General features: G+C 45.0%; 13 protein-coding genes and 1 pseudogene. 2 read left to right on the top strand and 12 right to left on the bottom strand.

Going from position 1 to position 18,606, the window contains the following annotated elements; translation table 11 throughout:
• From mfd to nhaA, 12 genes and pseudogenes are all read right to left on the bottom strand, one after another.
• Positions 1-3,072 (bottom strand): transcription-repair coupling factor, encoded by a 3,072-nt coding sequence (gene mfd, locus DX060_RS03200; RefSeq protein WP_115011126.1) that lies wholly within the window; start codon positions 3,070-3,072, stop codon positions 1-3.
• The gene (locus DX060_RS03195; protein ID WP_115011125.1) at positions 3,050-3,451 is read right to left on the bottom strand and encodes a bactofilin family protein; all 402 of its coding nucleotides are present in this window, start codon (positions 3,449-3,451) and stop codon (positions 3,050-3,052) included. The genes mfd and DX060_RS03195 overlap by 23 nt, the downstream gene beginning before the upstream one ends.
• A complete protein-coding gene (locus DX060_RS03190) occupies positions 3,409-4,296 on the bottom strand; it encodes a M23 family metallopeptidase (protein WP_115011124.1) in 888 nt (295 codons plus the stop codon). The genes DX060_RS03195 and DX060_RS03190 overlap by 43 nt, the downstream gene beginning before the upstream one ends.
• A complete protein-coding gene (locus DX060_RS03185; RefSeq protein WP_181814163.1) occupies positions 4,293-5,228 on the bottom strand; it encodes a M23 family metallopeptidase in 936 nt (311 codons plus the stop codon). Before DX060_RS03185 ends, DX060_RS03190 begins: the two co-directional genes overlap by 4 nt.
• Complete coding sequence (locus tag DX060_RS03180; RefSeq protein ID WP_115011122.1) at positions 5,215-6,393, bottom strand: Mur ligase family protein; 1,179 nt, start codon at positions 6,391-6,393, stop codon at positions 5,215-5,217. The genes DX060_RS03185 and DX060_RS03180 overlap by 14 nt, the downstream gene beginning before the upstream one ends.
• A 44-nt stretch (positions 6,394-6,437) precedes the next feature.
• Positions 6,438-6,911, bottom strand: coding sequence for an LPS assembly lipoprotein LptE (gene lptE / locus DX060_RS03175; protein ID WP_115011121.1), 474 nt, complete (start codon positions 6,909-6,911; stop codon positions 6,438-6,440).
• Between the two features lie 30 nt (positions 6,912-6,941).
• The gene (gene leuS, locus DX060_RS03170) at positions 6,942-9,374 is read right to left on the bottom strand and encodes a leucine--tRNA ligase (RefSeq protein WP_115011120.1); all 2,433 of its coding nucleotides are present in this window, start codon (positions 9,372-9,374) and stop codon (positions 6,942-6,944) included.
• Between the two features lie 8 nt (positions 9,375-9,382).
• The gene (locus tag DX060_RS03165; RefSeq protein ID WP_115011119.1) at positions 9,383-9,724 is read right to left on the bottom strand and encodes a DUF6394 family protein; all 342 of its coding nucleotides are present in this window, start codon (positions 9,722-9,724) and stop codon (positions 9,383-9,385) included.
• Positions 9,725-9,829: 105 nt separating this feature from the next.
• A complete protein-coding gene (gene secF / locus DX060_RS03160; protein ID WP_115011118.1) occupies positions 9,830-10,795 on the bottom strand; it encodes a protein translocase subunit SecF in 966 nt (321 codons plus the stop codon).
• A 76-nt stretch (positions 10,796-10,871) separates the two neighbouring features.
• Positions 10,872-12,476: pseudogene (secD, locus tag DX060_RS03155) on the bottom strand (protein translocase subunit SecD); the annotation flags it as partial.
• A gap of 20 nt (positions 12,477-12,496) precedes the next feature.
• Positions 12,497-12,790 carry a preprotein translocase subunit YajC gene (gene yajC, locus DX060_RS03150; RefSeq protein ID WP_115011116.1) on the bottom strand — a complete coding sequence of 98 codons (294 nt, stop codon included), beginning with the start codon at positions 12,788-12,790 and terminating at the stop codon, positions 12,497-12,499.
• A gap of 41 nt (positions 12,791-12,831) precedes the next feature.
• On the bottom strand, positions 12,832-14,247 hold the full coding sequence (gene nhaA / locus DX060_RS03145; protein WP_115011115.1) for a Na+/H+ antiporter NhaA: 1,416 nt from the start codon (positions 14,245-14,247) through the stop codon (positions 12,832-12,834).
• Between the two features lie 96 nt (positions 14,248-14,343).
• Here nhaA and DX060_RS03140 point away from each other — a divergent pair, with 96 nt between their 5' ends.
• Both DX060_RS03140 and DX060_RS03135 read left to right on the top strand, forming a co-directional pair.
• A complete protein-coding gene (locus DX060_RS03140) occupies positions 14,344-16,707 on the top strand; it encodes a dynamin family protein (RefSeq protein ID WP_147278755.1) in 2,364 nt (787 codons plus the stop codon).
• The gene (locus DX060_RS03135; RefSeq protein WP_115011113.1) at positions 16,704-18,587 is read left to right on the top strand and encodes a dynamin family protein; all 1,884 of its coding nucleotides are present in this window, start codon (positions 16,704-16,706) and stop codon (positions 18,585-18,587) included. Before DX060_RS03140 ends, DX060_RS03135 begins: the two co-directional genes overlap by 4 nt.
• Positions 18,588-18,606 lie beyond the last annotated feature (19 nt).

Here is an 18,606-nt window from a genome sequence, read left to right as displayed (position 1 = left end):
CTAGCTACGCAAGTAGGCAAGCAAGCTCTCAAGCACACAATCATCATCAGTAGTTGGAGCTTTTATGCTGTGCTTTTCTAAGGATTCTAGGGTGATTTGGATATTTTGCCCAAAATGCAAAATGGATTTAATGCGCTTTTTGGTGGCTAGAATCTTTATGATAATAAGCTGGATAAAGTTCTGGCTTAGTGTATCTAGTGCGCCAAATCGGTCGCGGATTTCATCTTCTATATCTATGACTTCACGCACTTCTTTAGCAAGCGATAAGCGGCGATAAAGCTCTAGGCGCAGGGAGTCGCTGGTGATGAGATCTGGGCTTAAATACGCGCTGATATTTAAACGCAAATCTAGGCTATGCTCTATGGCACTTGGCTGATTACTCAAAGTAGCAAGCGCATCTTCTAAAAGCTTCAAATACAAGCTAAAGCCGATATTTTTAATATGCCCGCTTTGGGACTCGCCGATGAGATTCCCACCCCCTCTAATCTCTAAATCGTGATAAGCGATACTAGCCCCAGAGCCTAGGTAGGAGTTTCGCTCTAAAGCAAGGAGTCTTTTGCTCGCATCTTCTGTGATACTCTCCATTGATTCAATCAAAAAGTAGCAAAACCCCTCCTTATCGCCTCGCCCTACTCGCCCTCTTAGCTGGTGTAAATCCGCTAGCCCAAAGCGATCTGCCCCATCGATGATAATGGTATTGGCATTGGGGAGGTGAATGCCTGATTCAATAATGGCAGTGCAAAGTAGCATTTGATATTTTCCACAGGCAAACTCATACATTATCTGCTCGCTCTCACTAGCATTGACTTGAGAATGCAACATAGCTATGGCAAGCTCCGGAAAAAGCTCTTGCAAATGCTTATAGATAGCAGGCATAGATGCGATATTGTTATAGAGATAAAACACCTGCCCGCCACGGCGCAGCTCTCGCTGGATAATTTCTTTGAGCAAGGCATCGCTTTTATGCTTGATAAATGTGCGAGAATCCTTGCGCGAAGTGGGCGGTGTATCTAGGCGACTCATACCCTTTATGTGAGATAGAGCCATATTGAGTGTGCGAGGGATTGGTGTAGCAGACATACTTAGGATATGGACATTTGTGCTTAGCTGCTTTAAGCTCTCCTTTTGCTTCACGCCAAATTTATGCTCTTCATCAACGACCACCAACCCAAGCTTGCTAAACTCCGCGCCAAAGAGACTATGCGTGCCAACCACCACAGAAATCTTGCCATTTTTCAAGCTCTCTGCGACCTCGCGCTTCTCTTTGGCACTAAGATAGCGATCATATCGACCAACTTGTATCCCAAAGGGCGCAAAGCGTTTGGATAGTGTGGCAAAATGCTGCGCGCTAAGAAGTGTTGTAGGCACGATAAGCACGCATTGATAGCCGCTTCTACACACAGCATAGATTGCATTCATCGCTACTTCTGTCTTGCCAAAGCCCACATCGCCACTTAGCAGCCTATCCATCACACGCCCACTTGCAAGATCGCTAAAAATGGATTCTATGGCTTTGCTTTGATCAGGGGTTAGCCCAAAGCCCGCACTATGCTGGAATACAGCTAGCTCCGGGGCTTTGGTATCAATCACGCTACCTTGCAGCAAATTGCGTGTAGCAGCAAGCTTGATGATAGAATCCGCTATGGCAAAGAGCTTGTCTCTAGCCTTTGCCTTAAGTCTTGCAAAGCTTCCTTTACCAAGTCGATCAATCACCGGGATAGAGCCACTTGCAGCGATGTAGCGATCAATTGTGTGGAGATTTTCCACAGGGAGCAGGAGCTTATCCTCGCCAAAATATTGGATATGGATAAAATCACGCGTAACGCCTAGGATAGTATTCTGCACGATACCTTTGAAAATCCCTATACCATACTCACTATGCACGACATATTCACCGATATTTAGCTCATCTAGGGCAAATTTAGGGCGTTTGGGTCGTTTAGCAGCACTATGTGTAAAAGTGGATTCTAGGCTTAATATCAGCTCATCAGGCGTGCTAATATGCACAACCGCGCTAGATTCTACAATATTGCTAGAATCCACAATCTTTGCACTTATGGCAGCTAGCTCACTTTTGCTGCGCACTATAATTGTGGTGCGCTTGCTTGCGTGGTGGGCTAGCAGTGCTTCTAATGCTTCTAAATGAAACTCGACATCGCGATAGGATTCTAGCTCTTGTAAGATTGCAGGCATTTGCATAGAATCCTCTCTAGATTCTGCGATATGCACAAGCACTTGCTGCCAAAAATCCTGCGCCCTAGAATCCAGCTCTGCACAAGTGGATTCTAGTCCATCTCCGCGATCCACAGATACGATCTCTGCTAGCTCTCTAGCGGCATTTGTAGTCAAAATACTAGGGTAGCTAGCAGGGAGTAGCTCTCTATGTGGCAAATACCAAAGCCCTAGAGAGAGCATATCTTTGCTCATCACTTGATAATCACTCTCCTCCACCGCCTCGCACAATCGCTCATACTCACCACAATCCAAGCTAAAAAGAGCAGGCGGTATAGTAAGGCTATCTTCTCTAGCTTGCTCTTTAAGCTGTGTTTCTATGCTAAATACACTAATCTCTTCACACTCATCACCAAAAAAGCTAATGCGATAGGGCTTACTAAGTGGGGGATAAATATCAACAATATCCCCGCGGAAGCTCACCTCTCCCTCCATTTCTATCATATCAACACTCTCATATCCATAGCGGATCAATGTGTCTTTAAGCTCTTGAAGTCGATAGTCTTTCCCTACTGCAAGCCTAAGATTCTGGCAGTATTTCTGCGATGGCAGCGGATATATAAGTGAAGAGATGGGCGTGATTAGAAGTGTGTTTTCATCAGCGTAAAATGCACGAAGCTGGGCTAGATTCTCCACAAATTCGATAAAAAAGCTTCGCACATCATCGCCCACTCGTAGGCGCATTTCCTTGCAAAGCAGCGGGCGTTTAGTAGAGAGCTTTGCGCTGTATGTATAGAGCGCGACTTGATAAGCACTTAAAGCTTCTTCATAATCCTTACACAAAATCACCCGTGCAGGTGATGTGTCTATAAGGATTCTATAGAGATTTGCTTGGAGCATTCTTTGGGGCTGCTTGCCCTTTGATTTTACTTTCCCCTATGAACACGCCTTTTTTCTCGATCACAAGCTCTGTAGAAGTTATCACTCCCTCAAATCGCCCAAGTGAAGCGATCTCCACGCTCTCGCTCTCTGTCAAGCCCTTAAGCTTGCCACTTACTATAAGCTTATTGGCATAGACTTCGCCATTGACAAAGCCGCTTTTACCGATCATTACCGTGCTTTTTGAGCGGATACTGCCCTCAATTTCGCCATCAATGTGCAAGTGGCAGTCTGTATCGATCTCGCCCTTTATTTTTGTCCCTTGTGCGATGATAGTCGCAGCTCCGGGCTTTTGCCCTAATCCATTAGGTTGTTTATCGTCGCTAGTAAAGATTGCCATGCAATACTCCTTTCTTTTGTAAAAATTGAATCAAAGTTCTTCATATCCCACCTAGCAAAATTCATAGGATCGATAGGCTTTTCTAAAAACCGCACCTCATAGTGCAAATGCGGACCTGTGCTAACGCCAGAATTCCCCGTTTTGGCTATGAGCTGCCCCTTTTTCACAAATGAGCCTGCTTTGATTAAAACCTCATTGAGATGAGCATAATAAGTTTTAAAGCCAAATGAATGGGTAATCTTGACTAATTTTCCATATCCACCATTCCAGCCAGAATCCGCCCAATCCACCACGCCATCAGCTGTGGCATACACAGAAGTGCCAATCCTTGCTCCAAAATCCGTGCCTGTATGCTGACGCACGACCTTTAGCACCGGGTGCAGACGCGTGCCATAAGGATCTGTGATACTAGAAAAAGACTCAAGCGGATAGCCATTAGGGATAAACTTCATAAAAAACGCTTTTTGCACACCTGTGATACTTGCTATATCCACACGATCGACTAGATTCTCATTTGGCATATTATTCACACCAATGACATTTTCAAGGTTGTCGATTTTATCGCTTGCTATGGAGATTTCTTGCAAGCATTGATTGATCTCATCGTTTAAAATCGCATTGCCAAGTAGCATTGTCTCATTGCGCTCTTCAATGAGCGAAGTTTTGGCGTTAATATCAGCAATTTCAGATCGAAACACGCCAATTGCCACCGCGATAAAAAACACCACACTAAGAAAAAAGAGCAAGACATATAAAGTGATCTGGCGAAAAATCATATTGACATTGACATACTTACTCCCATCCTTATGGGTGATCATAAGCACAAGGCGTTGGTCAAATATCATAAAGACTCTTTTTTGAGCTTCTCGCTAGAGCTTACGCGCAATGTTTGTAGCTTGGCAATATCTTCAATCGCCCATACAAGATTTTTCCAATCAATGCCATCTTCTTTTTGAAAAATCGCATCAAAATTCTCAAAATTCCAGCTCGCATAGGTAGCGGGATTAAGCGATGTCCCTAAAAATCCCACTTCATAATACAACCTCTCTCCATTAGAGCGACCACTACTGCCGCTGTAACCGATGATTTGCCCCTTTTGCACGAAATCACCCTTATTGATCGTGAGCGTATCAAGGTGTGCATAGACTGATGAGAATCCAAAAGAGTGTGTGAGCTTGATCACATTACCAAGCCCTGTTTTGCCGTTGTTTTGCACAAGCACGACCACGCCATCTGCTGTGGCATACACAGGAGTAGCCTTTGGCGCGATGTAATCCATAGCCCCCTCAACCCCACTTACATTGCGCAGTGGATGCAACCGCTCTGCGGTTAAATGCTTGCTTGTGAAAGTTTTAAGCGGATCACCATTGGGGATAAGCCTAAGAAGCAAGAGTTTATGTGTATTGCTGATATTTTGTAAATCGACTTTTGTGATTTGGGGCTGCCTAGTGATATTGCGCTTAATACTTACAATATCCTCTAGCTTATCGATTTTAGAATTTACCACTTCTAGCTCATCGGTGCGCTCTCTAATGGCATTTCTAAGCAAGGCGTTTTTCTGGTAGATTGAGTGGTATTGTGCGATGGCATCGCTTTTTTGTTTGGCAATATCATTGACTTGATGCATAAGAAAATACATCGCAACAAAGCTTAGCAAAAATAGTCCTAGCACTATAACAGCACCGATTGCGACAAGCTTGGTTACATTTCTAGGGAGAGAAAACTGCCTAGATCCCTTCTCATCAACAATCGAAAAAACAAGTCTATCCTCTTGCATTCCACATCTCCAAAAAAGCTTCTGCCACGCTAAATGACCCAAACACCACATACTCTTTCTCATCTTGCAACAAAGAGCAATCAAGCACAAAAGCCTTATGTGCGATCCCAAGCTCAGCGCAAACCGCTAATAGCTCATCTTTGGGTATGGCTCTAGTATGTGTGATAGGGCAGATTAGTAATTGATCGATATTGGGCTTTAAGATACTCAATATCTCGCGCACATCCTTTTGAGAAAAAGTATTATACACAAGATTTATGCGTTTTTTACCAAGAATTTGCGCTATGGCACGCGCACACTCGGCATTGTGTCCTACATCGATCATCACATTTGGCGCGATTTTTTGCGCCCTAGCTGGTAGGTCAAATCTAGGCATATTAGACAAATCATCAACTCCCAAAGCAGCAAGCACACACGCAGCCACAGCGAAGTTCTCCTGCAAAAATGGCGCGAAATCCCGCATATATGCTTGTATCTCTGGGGCTTTTAGGCAAGAGTGTATGATGTCTTTAGTAAGTATTGTCAATGTAGAATCCACTTTTTTAGCAATAGATTGAGCAATAGATTCTACTTCTTTGTAGGTTTGTGGAGCTAGGAACGCACGCTTGCTCATAGCCTTTAGCTTTGTGGTAGCAATAGATTCTATACTATTGCCTAAAAACTCCGTATGGTCATAAGAAATAGGTGTGAAAACACTTAGCTCCACATATTCTTTTAGCACACTTGTAGAGTCAAACTCCCCGCCAAGCCCCGCCTCGCATACAAAATACTCACAATCTTGCGCCAGCACTAGAGCTAGCAAAGTCGCATACTCAAAATAGCTTGCCTGCTGGACACAGCTATATTCTTGCAAAGCCCTATGCGCCGCTTCTAGCTCATCATCGCTCACTATGCACCCATTTTTATAAAATCGCTCATTAAATCTATGCAAATGTGGAGAGGTAAAATGCAGCACCTTGTAGCCTTGCGCCAAAAGCCCAAGTGCGATAAACCGCCCCGTGCTGCCCTTGCCATTTGTGCCTAAAATTTGAATGATGTGTTTTGGGAGCTTGCAATCCAAAGCGGCAAAGATTTTAGGCATACGAGATGGATCAAATGCCGCATACTCCGCGCCTTTAGACTCTAAATACGCGTGCCAAGTGAGCCTAGATCCACGAGAATCCATAACGGCTTTTGCTCCATATCATCTCCATTTTTATGCCTATCGTGCTATTTTTGCCCATCAAAGGAAATTTGCGCGACAAATTGATCCACTGTTTGCGTGAAGGCTTGATTGATCGCGTAGTAGCGGTTGTTGTATGTCGTAAGTGGATTATCTAGTGAGACATTGTAGTCATAATACCCACTGCCCTCAAAGGTCCTTTTTGTGCCTTTTTTGTTGTCATAAGTATAAGTTACATACGCATTCACACGATAATAAGTCGTAAATGCGCTACTGCTTAGGGCGAAAGTTGTATCTACGATTTTGTTGATCGCTACTGTGATGATACTATCGGCATCTTCTTTGCTAGAGACGCGAATTTGAAAGCGAGAGATGATGATTTTATTCATAAGGTCTTTAAGCTCGACAGAGTTTTCTGGGTTGGGGAGATTGACCTTTAGCTCCACATAAACCCTCTCGCCTAAGGCTTTTTGCGCATAGGTGGCTGAAGGGACATAGCCACAGCTTGTAAGTGCGAGCATTATAGCCACTAGAGCGATAAGTCTATACACTCACACCACCACGAAATTTACAAGTTTATTTGGGACAAAGACTTCTTTTTTGATAGTTGTCCCAAGCAGCCATTTTTGTGCAGCTTGCTTTGCTTGCTCGATGATTTGGGGCTTTTGCGCACTTGTTTGCACGCTAATTTCTGCACGCTTTTTGCCATTGATAGTAACAGCATAGATCATCTCATCACTAGCAAACACACTAGAATCCACTTTTATCTCGCCAAAGTTTGCTAGACCAAAAAGCTCCTCACTAAGCTCCCAGCAAATATGTGGGATAATAGGCTCTAAAATGGACAGCAAAATGAAATACCCCTCTGTCCAAATATCTGGATTATCCTGCGCATTTAGGGCATTGAAAGCCTCCATACAAGAGGCAATGAGTGTATTAAAATTATAATTATTCTGCCGTTTGGTGAAAACTTCTTGGCTTTTTTGCAAGGCTTCATAAAGCTTTTTGCGTGCGAGCTTTTGCGTAGAATCTAGCTTGCTTCCATCAATGCGCGGGATCTCTTTAGTAGGGTAGGCATTTTGCGCTCTCTCATACAAGCGGCGGATAAAGCGATTTGCCCCTTCTACGCCATTATCATTCCACTCAAGCTCTTTGATAGGTGGAGCAGCAAAGAGGATAAACAGCCGCGCTGTATCTGCCCCGTAGTTATGTAAAATATCCTTAGGATTGACAACATTGCCCTTAGATTTTGCCATTTTCGCGCCATCTTTTAGCACCATTCCTTGCGTAAGCAAATGGGCAAAAGGCTCATTGAAGCTATGATAGCCCAAATCGCGCAACACTTTGGTAAAAAAGCGTGCATACAGCAAATGTAAAATCGCGTGCTCAATCCCGCCGATATACTCATCAACCTGCAGCCAATACGCCACGCTCTTTATATCAATGCCACACTGCTCCCACTTATCACGCCGCGTGGCATAGCGCAGAAAATACCAGCTAGATTCTACAAAAGTATCCATCGTATCGCTCTCTCGCCTAGCCTGCTTGCCACACTTAGGACAAAGAGCGTGCATAAAGCTAGAGTGGCTAGCAAGTGGATTGCCCTCGCCGGTGATTGCTACTTCTTCTGGCAGTGTTATAGGGAGATTTTCTAATCTCTCTGGCACAGCCCCACAATCATCACAATGCACGATAGGAATAGGCGCACCCCAATATCTCTGCCGAGACACTCCCCAATCACGCAAGCGATATTGCACCACGCCCCTGCCAAGTCCATTTTGCTCAAAATGCTTAATCACTGCCTGCCTAGCTTCATCACCACTAAGCCCCTTAAATGCCCCTTCTAGCATTGCCCCATCATCGTTACAAGGCAGGGGATTTTGCGTCTGCAAGGCTTGCTTGATAGGCAGCCCATACTTCTTAGCAAAGTCAAAATCTCTTTCATCGTGTGCTGGCACACTCATCACCGCCCCAGATCCATAGTCCATAAGCACGAAATTTGCCACCCACACAGGCAGTAGCTCATCTGTAAGCGGGTGAATCACCTTAACCCCCAAATCCACGCCCTGCTTTGGCGCGATGGCGCGATCTTTGGCACTAGTATTTTGCATAGCTATGATACTCTCTTTAGCTTGCGTATCCAAAGTGGCAAAGACTGCTTGCACCAACGGATGCTCTGGTGCAATAGCACAATAAGTAACGCCAAAAATCGTATCCGGGCGCGTGGTAAAAACTTCAAGACTCTCTATCCCACTGCGCTCTTTGGCACTAGACTCTAGGGAGAGTCCAAACTGCAGCCCGTGGGACTTACCGATCCAATTTTTCTGCATAAGCAGCACTTGTGGCGACCATTTGCCCTCTAAAGTCTGTAAATCTTCAAGCAGCTCTTCTGCATAATCAGTGATTTTTATGTAGTATTGCTCCATTTCTTTTTGCACAACTTGCGTATCACATCGCCAGCACTTACCATCGATCACCTGCTCATTTGCTAGCACGGTAAGATCCTTAGGACACCAATTTAGCAAGGCTTTTTTGCGGTATATAAGCCCCTTTTCCCACATTTCTATGAAAAATTCTTGCTCCCATTTTGTATAAATAGGATCACAAGTCGCTAAATCCTGCTGTGCTGAAAAAGACAAGCCCAAAGCGCGAAACTCCGCACGCATAGCATTCATATTGTCATAAGTCCAAGATTTTGGGTGGAGCTTGTGCTTGATAGCGGCATTTTCTGCTGGCATACCAAAGGCGTCAAAGCCGATAGGGTGCAAGACATTAAAGCCACGATTGCGATAATACCTTGCTAGCGCATCGCCTATGCAGTAGTTACGCACATGCCCCATATGGATCGCGCCACTTGGGTAGGGAAACATACTTAGGATATATTTTTTAGGCTTGTTAGAATCCCACTCTGGCTCAAATACCCCTGTCTCCGCCCAATGCTGCTGCCACTTTTTTTCTATGGTTTTTGGATTATAGCTACGCATACACGATCCTAGAAATCCACATCTTGCTTCTGCGCACTCTCAATGAGAATCAAAATAAGCGAGAAGATATTTGCCATAAGCGCGCCTAGCACAAAGACATAGGCTAGCTTTTCGTTATGAAACACTTGCAACACACCAAATGCTGGCAACAAATGCAGATCCGCGACAATCGAGCTAGCAAACAGCTCTGATGAGAGCCTTTTACGCACGCCGATTTTCAAGGTCGTGGCGATAAGATTTAGCGCAATAGCGACAAACAAAATCGTCAAATCCGGCGCATACAAAAAGCCTGCCGTAGAAGTCGCACTACTTAGTGTGAAAAAAATAAAAATGACTTTACCCCAGTCCATACTAGCTCCTTATTCTAGAATCCACTTTTTGTGTTTGTGGGCGTTGGCTTTCTAAAGAAACCTGAATCTCTCATAACCACACAGCAACTCACTTCCACACTCCCTCTAGACCCGTCCGCCCTCATACTGCTGGCGGATTCTAGCTCTCTCTTTTGCGCGCTTTTGCTTTTCTAGCTCTTTGTTATGATACTTTTCTATATCAAAGCCTAGCAGTATCGCAAGCTTTGGGGCAAGAAACATTGAGCTATAAGTCCCTACAATCACCCCCACAAGCATAGGCAAGGAGAATCCCACAATAATCGACCCGCCAAAGACATACAAAGTCAGCACGACAAAAAACACCGTAAGTGAAGTGAGCAGCGTGCGTGAAAGCGTGTGAGAAATAGCTTCATTGATAACAAGGGCAATATCATTTGTCTTATCATTGAGCATTTTTTCACGGATTCTATCAAAGATGATAATGGTGTCATTGATCGAATATCCTATCAAAGTAAGCAATGCTGCTACAACTTCCAAATTTACATCAATATCAAAAATCACAACACTTGCAGCAGTGATGATCACATCGTGTATCAATGCCAAAATCCCAGCCAGAGCAAACCTCCACTCATAGCGGAAGCTCACATACACCATCATCGCGATAAATGCTAATAGCAGTGAGACAATGCCCTTTTCCTTAAGCTCTGCGCCGACTTTCGCCCCCACAGAGTCTAGCTTGCGGATCTCAAAGCTGCCACTTGGAGCTAAAGTGGATTCTAGCATAGGGGCGAGATTGCGCCCTTCAAGCTCGGCGTTATTGGGGATTTTGACAAGTAGCTCTTGGCTAGAGTCAAACTCACTTACCTGCACTCCTTTAAACACAGGCTCTAGCAACGCTCGCACTTGCTCAATGGGAGCTTTGCCCTCATAGCGTAGCTGCGCACTACTCCCCCCAGCAAAATCAATCCCCGCAGTAAAGCCGGGCTTGATAAACAAAAACACCGCCACTGCCAATAGCGCGACACTAAGCCATAGCCCATAATTAGAGTATTTCACAAAATCAATAAGGCGCACTTGTTTAAAAATTTCCATTATTTTGCTCTCCTTTGACTCCTTTGGGCGCGGATTTAATGCTTGCTTTTGGCTTAGTAGCGTGCATAGCTGACTTCACAGCAGGATAAGACACGCCAAACCACAGCTTCATTGATTTTGTCTTGCTAAGTCTAGGGAGCAAGACTTCATAGATCCCGTGTGTGCCGATGATGGCTGTGATGATAGAAGCTAAAATCCCAATCCCCGTAGTGATAGCAAAGCCTTGGATCGCGCCTGTGCCATAGGCATAGAGCAAAAATGAAGCGATAAGAGAGGTGATATTAGAGTCAAAAATCGCGCGAGAGGCATTGATATAGCCTACTTGGATCGCCCGCGCGATCGACTCTCCAGCACGCAAGGCTTCGCGGATTCTTTCATTGATGATGATATTTGCATCAACGGCTACCCCGACTGTTAGCACGATCCCTGCCATACCGGGCAGTGTCAATGTCGCACCAAAGATTGCCATAACCGCAATAATCAGCAAGAGATTTACCACAAGCGCACAAGAAGCAATAACGCCTGCTAGCGCGTAATACACGATCATAAAGCCCACCACCAGCACAAAACCACCAATGAGTGCGAGCATTGAAGCACGGATACTATCAGACCCTAGACTAGGACCTACACTGCGCTTTTCTAGCACAGAGAGTGGCACAGGCAATGCCCCACTTCGCAAAGTGATCGCTAGATCTGTGGCTTCCTCTTCTGTGAAATCCCCACTAATTTGCCCGCTTGAAGCAATCCTAGCGCGAATCACAGGCGCGGAATAAATCTTGCTATCTAGCACGATTGCCATACGCTTGCCTATGCTAGCACTTGAAAAATCAGCAAATCGCTTTGCCCCTTGTGCGTTTAGCTCAAATGCCACCACAGGGCGGTGGTTTTCATCATACGCTACGCGTGCATCGCTTATCATAGAGCCATCTAAAATAGCTGTCGCCTTTAGCAAAAGCTTTGGCACGCCCTCGCCCCTAGCCATAGCACTTTGGGCTTCTTTGGTGGATTCTGCAAAGGGCAAAATCACATCACTAAAGCCTTGTGCCTCAAAATCACTCATAGCATACACACGGCTCACACGATCTTCATCGACTGCCATCATCTGCAAAAATGCTGCCTTAGAGATAAGATCACGCACGCGCTGCTCTTGCTTGGTGTTTTTGATCCCGGGCAATTCTACTAGAATCTGCTCTCGCCCTTGTTGTGTTACGCTAGGCTCGCCGAGCCCAAATTCATTTAGGCGGTTGCGGATAGTTGTGATCGCTTGAGCGATAGCCTGCTTGCGCACTTCATCTCGCTCTTGCTGGGTAAGGATAATGGTGTAGTGGTATTCTTGGGCTTCATAGGCGATACCGCGCAGAGATTTCAGCAAGATTTCAAGCTCGCTAGCCTCAGTAGAATCGATCAAATCAAACTGCACGCTGCTCTCTTGAGCTTGCACAGGAGAGAGTAGGATCTGCTTTTTGCCTGCTTCATACTCTATGGCAGAAGCGATAGAAGAGTAGCGCGCGGTAATTGCCGCATCTGTATCCACACCAAGCAAGAGCTGCAAGCCGCCTTGCAAATCAAGCCCTAATGTGATTTTATAGCCCTTAGTGTCAAAAAAGCTTGGCACACTAAACACCAAGCCAAAACACAAAGCCCCCAAAAAGACAAGGAATCTCGGCTGAAAGAGTTTCATCTAATTATCTAATGTAATAGCTATGATTGCGTAGCTTGTGTATCATCATATTTATAGGCGACAAAATCCCTAGAAAGCCTAGCAGTGCTCTCATCACTTAATCGCACGCTAAAAAACAGCCCTTCTACTTTGATGATCTCACAAATAAATCCCCCAGAGCTTACGACTTTATCGCCCTTTTTCAATCCTTCTAGCATTTCTTTGTGGCGTTTAGCTTGCACGCGCTGGGGACGGATAAGAAAGAAGTAAAACACAGCAAAAAGCACAATAAGAGGCAAAAGAGAGACAAAAAGCTCATTAGCATTACTACCCATAGAGACATCCTTATGCATAAATTAGGGGCGCATTATAACGCCTATTTATTTACTTTATCCTTTATTTTTGCGACTAGGAGCAAAAAAGCCGCGCCAATAATACCCGACATAAGCGAGCCGCTAAGGATGGCGATTTTAGAGATCTCTGCTGCTTGCTCGGCATTCTCCACACCCTTAAACGCAAGCTCGGATACAAAAATCGACATCGTAAAGCCAATCCCTGCTAGCATACCAGCCCCTAGAATCTCACCCCAAGTAATCCCACTAGGACGCGAGGCAATGCCTAATTTCTCACATAAAAATGTGATGAGGAAAATCCCCAAAGGCTTGCCGATAAGCAGTCCTAACACCACGCCTAAAAAGATATGATCCACGCTTAAAAGCGCGCTAAAATCTATGCCATCATCAAGCCGCACACCCGCATTGGCAAAGCCAAATAGCGGCATAATGCAATACGCACTCCACGGGTGCAAGGCGCGTTCTAGTCGCCCAAGTGGGCTTTGCACTTGTGCGATAGTCTCACGCATATCACGGAGACTTCTTACTTGAGATTCATTTAAAAACACCTGCTCATCACTCTTGCTACGGACAAAATTATCTACCATCGTGCCCACATACGGCGTGAAATCTTGCAGATCAAATTTAGGGCGCACAGGGATACAAAACGCCAAAGCCACAGCAGAAATAGTCGCGTGGATCCCGCTATTATGCACGGCAAACCACAGCACCACACCCACACACAAATACGGAGCTAACGCTCTAACGCCACACTTATTAAGCGCGATAAGCACACAAATAAGCACCGCTGCCAAGCCTAAATACGCATAATTCAAAGTGCTTGTATAAAACAGCGCGATCACCACAATCGCCCCTAGATCATCAACCACTGCAAGCGTTACCAAAAAGACCTTCAACGCCATAGGCACGCGCGATTTAAGGAGCATTATCACCCCAAGAGCAAAGGCAATATCTGTCGCCATAGGGATTCCAAAGCCGTGTGCTGAAGGTGTGCCGGCATTTAGCCCAAAGTAAATCGCTCCGGGGATAAGCATACCGCCAACTGCCGCAAGAGCTGGGAATAACGCCTTTTTCACACTTGCTAGCTCGCCAAAAAGCACCTCGCGCTTAATCTCTAGCCCAACCATTAAGAAAAACAACGCCATAAGCACATCGCTAATCCAATGATGCATACTAAAGCCGATAAATATACTGCCATCTTCTCCTTGTGCGCCAAGATGCGCTAAAAACGGAAATGGATGCATAAGCCCTTGTATCTCTACACCTAGCTTCATATGCCAAAAGTTAAAATACGCTTCACTCAAAGGGGAGTTTGCCATAATCATCGCAAGCACCGCTGCAAAAAACAAAAACACCCCCCCAAATGCTTCACTTTTTAAAAAATTGACAAACACATCTCGCAATCCTAGCTTCTCTAGATTCCGCTCTGTTGGCTGCATACACACCCCTTGAAAATAAAATGGCGAGATTATAACAATATTTTGCAAGTGTTTTTTGGTAAAATCTCGCGCAAATCCCTAAAACAAAGTCCATATATGCACACAACAACGCAGCCCCAATCCGCTCCGCAATCTTATGCAGATCTCTCTTGTGCTAGGCAGGAGCTTTTGCAAGCATTTTGGCAAGATATACTCTCTAGCTCTAGCACACACGGGACGCCTGCAACGCTTGAAGCACTCCTTGAGTATGCTTATAAGCTTGCTAATGTTGTAGGGCAAATCCCGCCCCAAGCTATGGCGATTGTTTTATCAATAGATTCTAGCAACTTCGCACGATATAAGCAGACACAGACATTTACACACATTATGCAGGCATTAGATGCTATGCTTTGTGCAAGCAATCTTACTAGCGATTCTCTAGTGGCTATGCAAGCTTTGCAATGCGCTATTTTAGCCTATGAGTCGCCTAAAAGAATCCAAGAGAGCCTAGAGCTTATGCGCCATATTATCGCCACAGGCTTATGTGATATACAACGAGCAAAAAGACTTTTTACAATGCTAGAGATATGTTTCTCACAGGATAAAAAGATCGCCCCTAGCCCAGAATCCACTTCGCGCAATATCTCTACCAAGGTTTTAGAAGATGAGTTTAGCAGCATTGCTAGCGCACTAGAATCCGCCATCCCACATACAAAACCAGCCCTTGACACAGCCATGGCAAAGCTCCAAAACAAGGGCTTTTCTATCGGTGTAGCCGGTGTGCTAAGTGCGGGGAAAAGCAGCTTTTTAAACGCACTATTAGGCAAGAGTGTGCTAGGCACCTCCACAATCCCAGAAACCGCCGCGCTTACTATCTTGCACTATGGGCAAAATGAGCGTGCGGAAGTGGAGTTTTTCACCCCACAAGAGCTTGCCCAGCATAAAAGCAGCGATACACTCACAAATGAGCAAAAAGCCTTGCTAGAAATGGGGCAAAAAGCCATAGCCTGTGAAGAGCTAGCCCACTACACTTCAGCCAACCACAAAAGTGGATTCTACTCTTTAGTCAAGCAGGTAAAGCTCGCTCTACCGCTGGCATTCTTGCAAAATAATGTCGAGATTGTCGATACGCCCGGGCTTGATGATCCTGTGCGCATCCGTGAAGAGCTTACAAAATCCTATATCCAGCAGTGTGATATGCTTATTTATGTGATGAATGCAAGCTGTGCGGCTACGCAAAAGGATATGGACTTTATCTTAGAATCGCTCATTGGTGGGCATTTAGCAAGGATACTTGTAGTGCTAACGCGTGCGGATTTGCTTAGTGGCAAAGAGCTAGAATCTAGCCTAAACTACACCCGCCAAAGCCTACAACAAGAGCTGCAAAAAGCACGCTATGATGGCGATATACAAGCCTTGCTAGATAGCATTGACTTTATCCCTGTTTCTTCACTTTTTGCCCTAGGGTATAAAACAGATGATAAAGACATCATCGCTAAAGCACAAGCACAGGGCTTTACACTAGAGCAAACAGGACTGCCCAAGGTGCAAGCCTACCTAGAATCTATGCTCTTTGGCGATAATGCACCCAAGCAAAGAGACTTGCTATATAGCGCGTATAGGGGACTGCTACTTGAGCTAGATACAGCAAGGCAAAATATAGAGCTACAACAGCGCATAATGCAAGCAAATAGTGAAGATAGACACAAAATAGCACAAGAATTGCGAGATAAAAACGATGAGCTAAAAGAGTCAATGCACAAAGCCCACAAACAGCTAGAGACATTGGCAAGCGATTTTATGCAGTATTTGCACGAGCTACTATCACTTATCAATGCCCACTTAAACGCCCATATACAAAGGCTTTTTACCCAGCTTTATGATGATGCTATCTATGAATACGCCAAAAACGCAAAGCCAAGCAAAGAACGCGTAGAATCCATAATCAACCAAAGCCTGCAAGATAGCTACCACGATCTTATGCGTGAATACAAATACAAAGTCGCCAAGAAGCTACGCACGCTCAATGAGCTCACACTCTCTACTAATGCCTCTTTGCCCCTAGATACACCCCTAGCAATGCCTATCATAACCCACCCAGATAACTCTGCTGCAATCACCACCCTAGCTAGCACCCTAGCCCTAGCCGTGCTAGAGCTTAATAACGCGCACAACAAAAACTCCCAAGAAAAGCTTCGCGCCAGCTTGCAAGAGCTTTTGCGCACACAGCTAGGAGATTTTACCCACTTGCTCACACAAGAAAATACACGCATACAAGGCTTATTAGAGCAAAGCCTAGCAGCCTATACCAAAGCACAAGAAGATGCCCTGCAAGAGATGATCGCCCACAATCTCTCCATACTAGAATCCACCCTAGCCAAGCAATCTAGCCCAAGTGATATACAAGCCCTAGAATCCACTTTTGCAACGATCCAATCCCTGCACAATGAAGTGCAAATGATCCTTAAGGCTCTGCGATGATCTCTACAAACACCACCCCTCAAGCAATGCAACCCACACAAGCGCATATAGCCCTAGATTCTCCCACACTACTAGAATCCTTTATCCAAGAGTGCTTGCTCACTGCTAGTGCCAATCCTCTAAGCCAAGCTATCCAGCTCACACGCTATGCCCTAAGTCGCACAGACACACTCACCAAAGAGCGCAGTAGCACATTAAACACCCTTGAAAAAAGCCTTGATGAGCCTATATCCATAGCTGTTGTAGGGCAGTTTTCTAGCGGGAAGAGCACCTTTCTTAATGCCATCATAGGGCGTGCGATCCTGCCTAGTGGGATCACGCCTATAACCTCAAAAGTCTGCACGATTTGCTATGGCGGCACATACAGCCTAGAGGCTATCTACAATGATGGCAGATCTGCCACAAAGCCGCTAGAGTTTCTCCACACACTAGATGAGCTAGAAAATCTCCAGATCCGCGAGTTTGTCCTCTACGCCCCAAACCCCCTGCTTCGCTCCATAAGCCTGCTTGATACCCCCGGCTTCAACTCGCAAAATGCCATAGATACTGACACGACTAATGCGATCTTATCGCGTGTCGATGGGATCATCTGGCTCTCTTTGATCGATAATGTCGGCAAGCAAAGTGAAAAAGACATTATAGAATCCCACATCAAGCGTTATCTCTCTAAATCCCTTTGCGTGCTAAACCAAAAAGATCGCCTAGCCAATGATGATGAAGTCCAAACAAGCCTAGAATACGCCAAATCCGCCTTTAGCGGGTGTTTTAGCGAGATTGTTGCTATCTCTGCCAAAAATGCCCTAAAGGCTATGCAAATGGCAGAGCAGACACAAACACCACTAGAATCTAGCACTCTATATAGCCAAGCAAATTTCTCTGCTGTGCTAGAGTTTATCACCGCGCTAGCTAGCAATGCCAAAGAGCTGCAATCTAGCAAGCTTATCCGCTCTTTGCAAGAAGTCCTTACCCAAAGTCTAGCAGAGATACACCAAGCCCTAGAATCCACTAGCGCGTATCTACAAATGCTAGAGCGACTCGATAGCACGCTACGATTTAATGCCCTGCAAAGCGGCTTAGAGAAGCAGTTTAATGCCTTTTTCACGCGCTATGACAGCACACTAGAAAGCCTTGCGCAATACATCTTTTCCCAGCTAGAATCCAAAGATTTTACCCTATCTATCACAAGCAAAAATATCCTAGGTATGCAAAATACGCAGTCTCAAACTTTCCAAGCCACCATAATCCCCAAAGACACAATTATAAGCAAGCTCCATAGTGAAGAAAATCGCTTCTTGCTAGATTGCCGCACACTAGGCTTGCAAATAAGCGCGTTTGGGAAGAATGTGGGCGAGTTTTTAGACAATGAGATGAAGACTTTTTGCACACAAAGTAGCACGCTTGGGCTTAATCAATGCCCAAAGCTTAAAGACTCTTGGCTGGCTTTGTGCCACACTATTACCTCATCACTCCAAACACAAAATGCCAAAGCTCTATGCACCCTCCAAAGCGAGCTTGATACGCTAAAAACACTCCTTACCCTAAACTACCCAAATGCCATAATGCTAACGCTAAACACCCTAGATAACACAATCAACTACGCTTTGCAAAAGCACAAGCAATCCCCAAAAGACTTCGCGCTTTTCACTCCCACGCTAGAAAATATCCGCGATAGCTTGAATAATGCTCTGCATTTTCTCACATTTCAAGATAAGCTCTCTCTCCACAATGCTTTGTATAAAAAGACCTTATGGGGCTTAAGTCAAGCATATATGGAAAATGCCAAGAATGCTGCTATGCATATCGCCCCATATAAAAATACCTTGCAAGAATACACACAAATCCTACAAGACACCAAAGATAAGCTTAACAATCAAGCCTAATGCAATGAAAAATAGGCGA

The sequence above is a fragment of the Helicobacter canis genome, assembly GCF_900451095.1.
Taxonomy (GTDB): domain Bacteria; phylum Campylobacterota; class Campylobacteria; order Campylobacterales; family Helicobacteraceae; genus Helicobacter_B; species Helicobacter_B zhangjianzhongii.
The sequence above is the reverse complement of the archived record's forward strand: the minus strand, read 5'-3'. Positions and strand labels throughout refer to the sequence as shown.

Bases quoted from the DNA above. Each gene is read 5' to 3' on its own strand.
- mfd (WP_115011126.1), bottom strand. From the start codon at position 3,072: ATGCTCCAAGCAAATCTCTATAGAATCCTTATAGACACATCACCTGCA.
- DX060_RS03195 (WP_115011125.1), bottom strand. From the start codon at position 3,451: ATGGCAATCTTTACTAGCGACGATAAACAACCTAATGGATTAGGGCAA.
- DX060_RS03190 (WP_115011124.1), bottom strand. From the start codon at position 4,296: ATGATATTTGACCAACGCCTTGTGCTTATGATCACCCATAAGGATGGG.
- DX060_RS03185 (WP_181814163.1), bottom strand. From the start codon at position 5,228: ATGCAAGAGGATAGACTTGTTTTTTCGATTGTTGATGAGAAGGGATCT.
- DX060_RS03180 (WP_115011122.1), bottom strand. From the start codon at position 6,393: ATGGATTCTCGTGGATCTAGGCTCACTTGGCACGCGTATTTAGAGTCT.
- lptE (WP_115011121.1), bottom strand. From the start codon at position 6,911: ATGCTCGCACTTACAAGCTGTGGCTATGTCCCTTCAGCCACCTATGCG.
- leuS (WP_115011120.1), bottom strand. From the start codon at position 9,374: ATGCGTAGCTATAATCCAAAAACCATAGAAAAAAAGTGGCAGCAGCAT.
- DX060_RS03165 (WP_115011119.1), bottom strand. From the start codon at position 9,724: ATGGACTGGGGTAAAGTCATTTTTATTTTTTTCACACTAAGTAGTGCG.
- secF (WP_115011118.1), bottom strand. From the start codon at position 10,795: ATGGAAATTTTTAAACAAGTGCGCCTTATTGATTTTGTGAAATACTCT.
- yajC (WP_115011116.1), bottom strand. From the start codon at position 12,790: ATGGGTAGTAATGCTAATGAGCTTTTTGTCTCTCTTTTGCCTCTTATT.
- nhaA (WP_115011115.1), bottom strand. From the start codon at position 14,247: ATGCAGCCAACAGAGCGGAATCTAGAGAAGCTAGGATTGCGAGATGTG.
- DX060_RS03140 (WP_147278755.1), top strand. From the start codon at position 14,344: ATGCACACAACAACGCAGCCCCAATCCGCTCCGCAATCTTATGCAGAT.
- DX060_RS03135 (WP_115011113.1), top strand. From the start codon at position 16,704: ATGATCTCTACAAACACCACCCCTCAAGCAATGCAACCCACACAAGCG.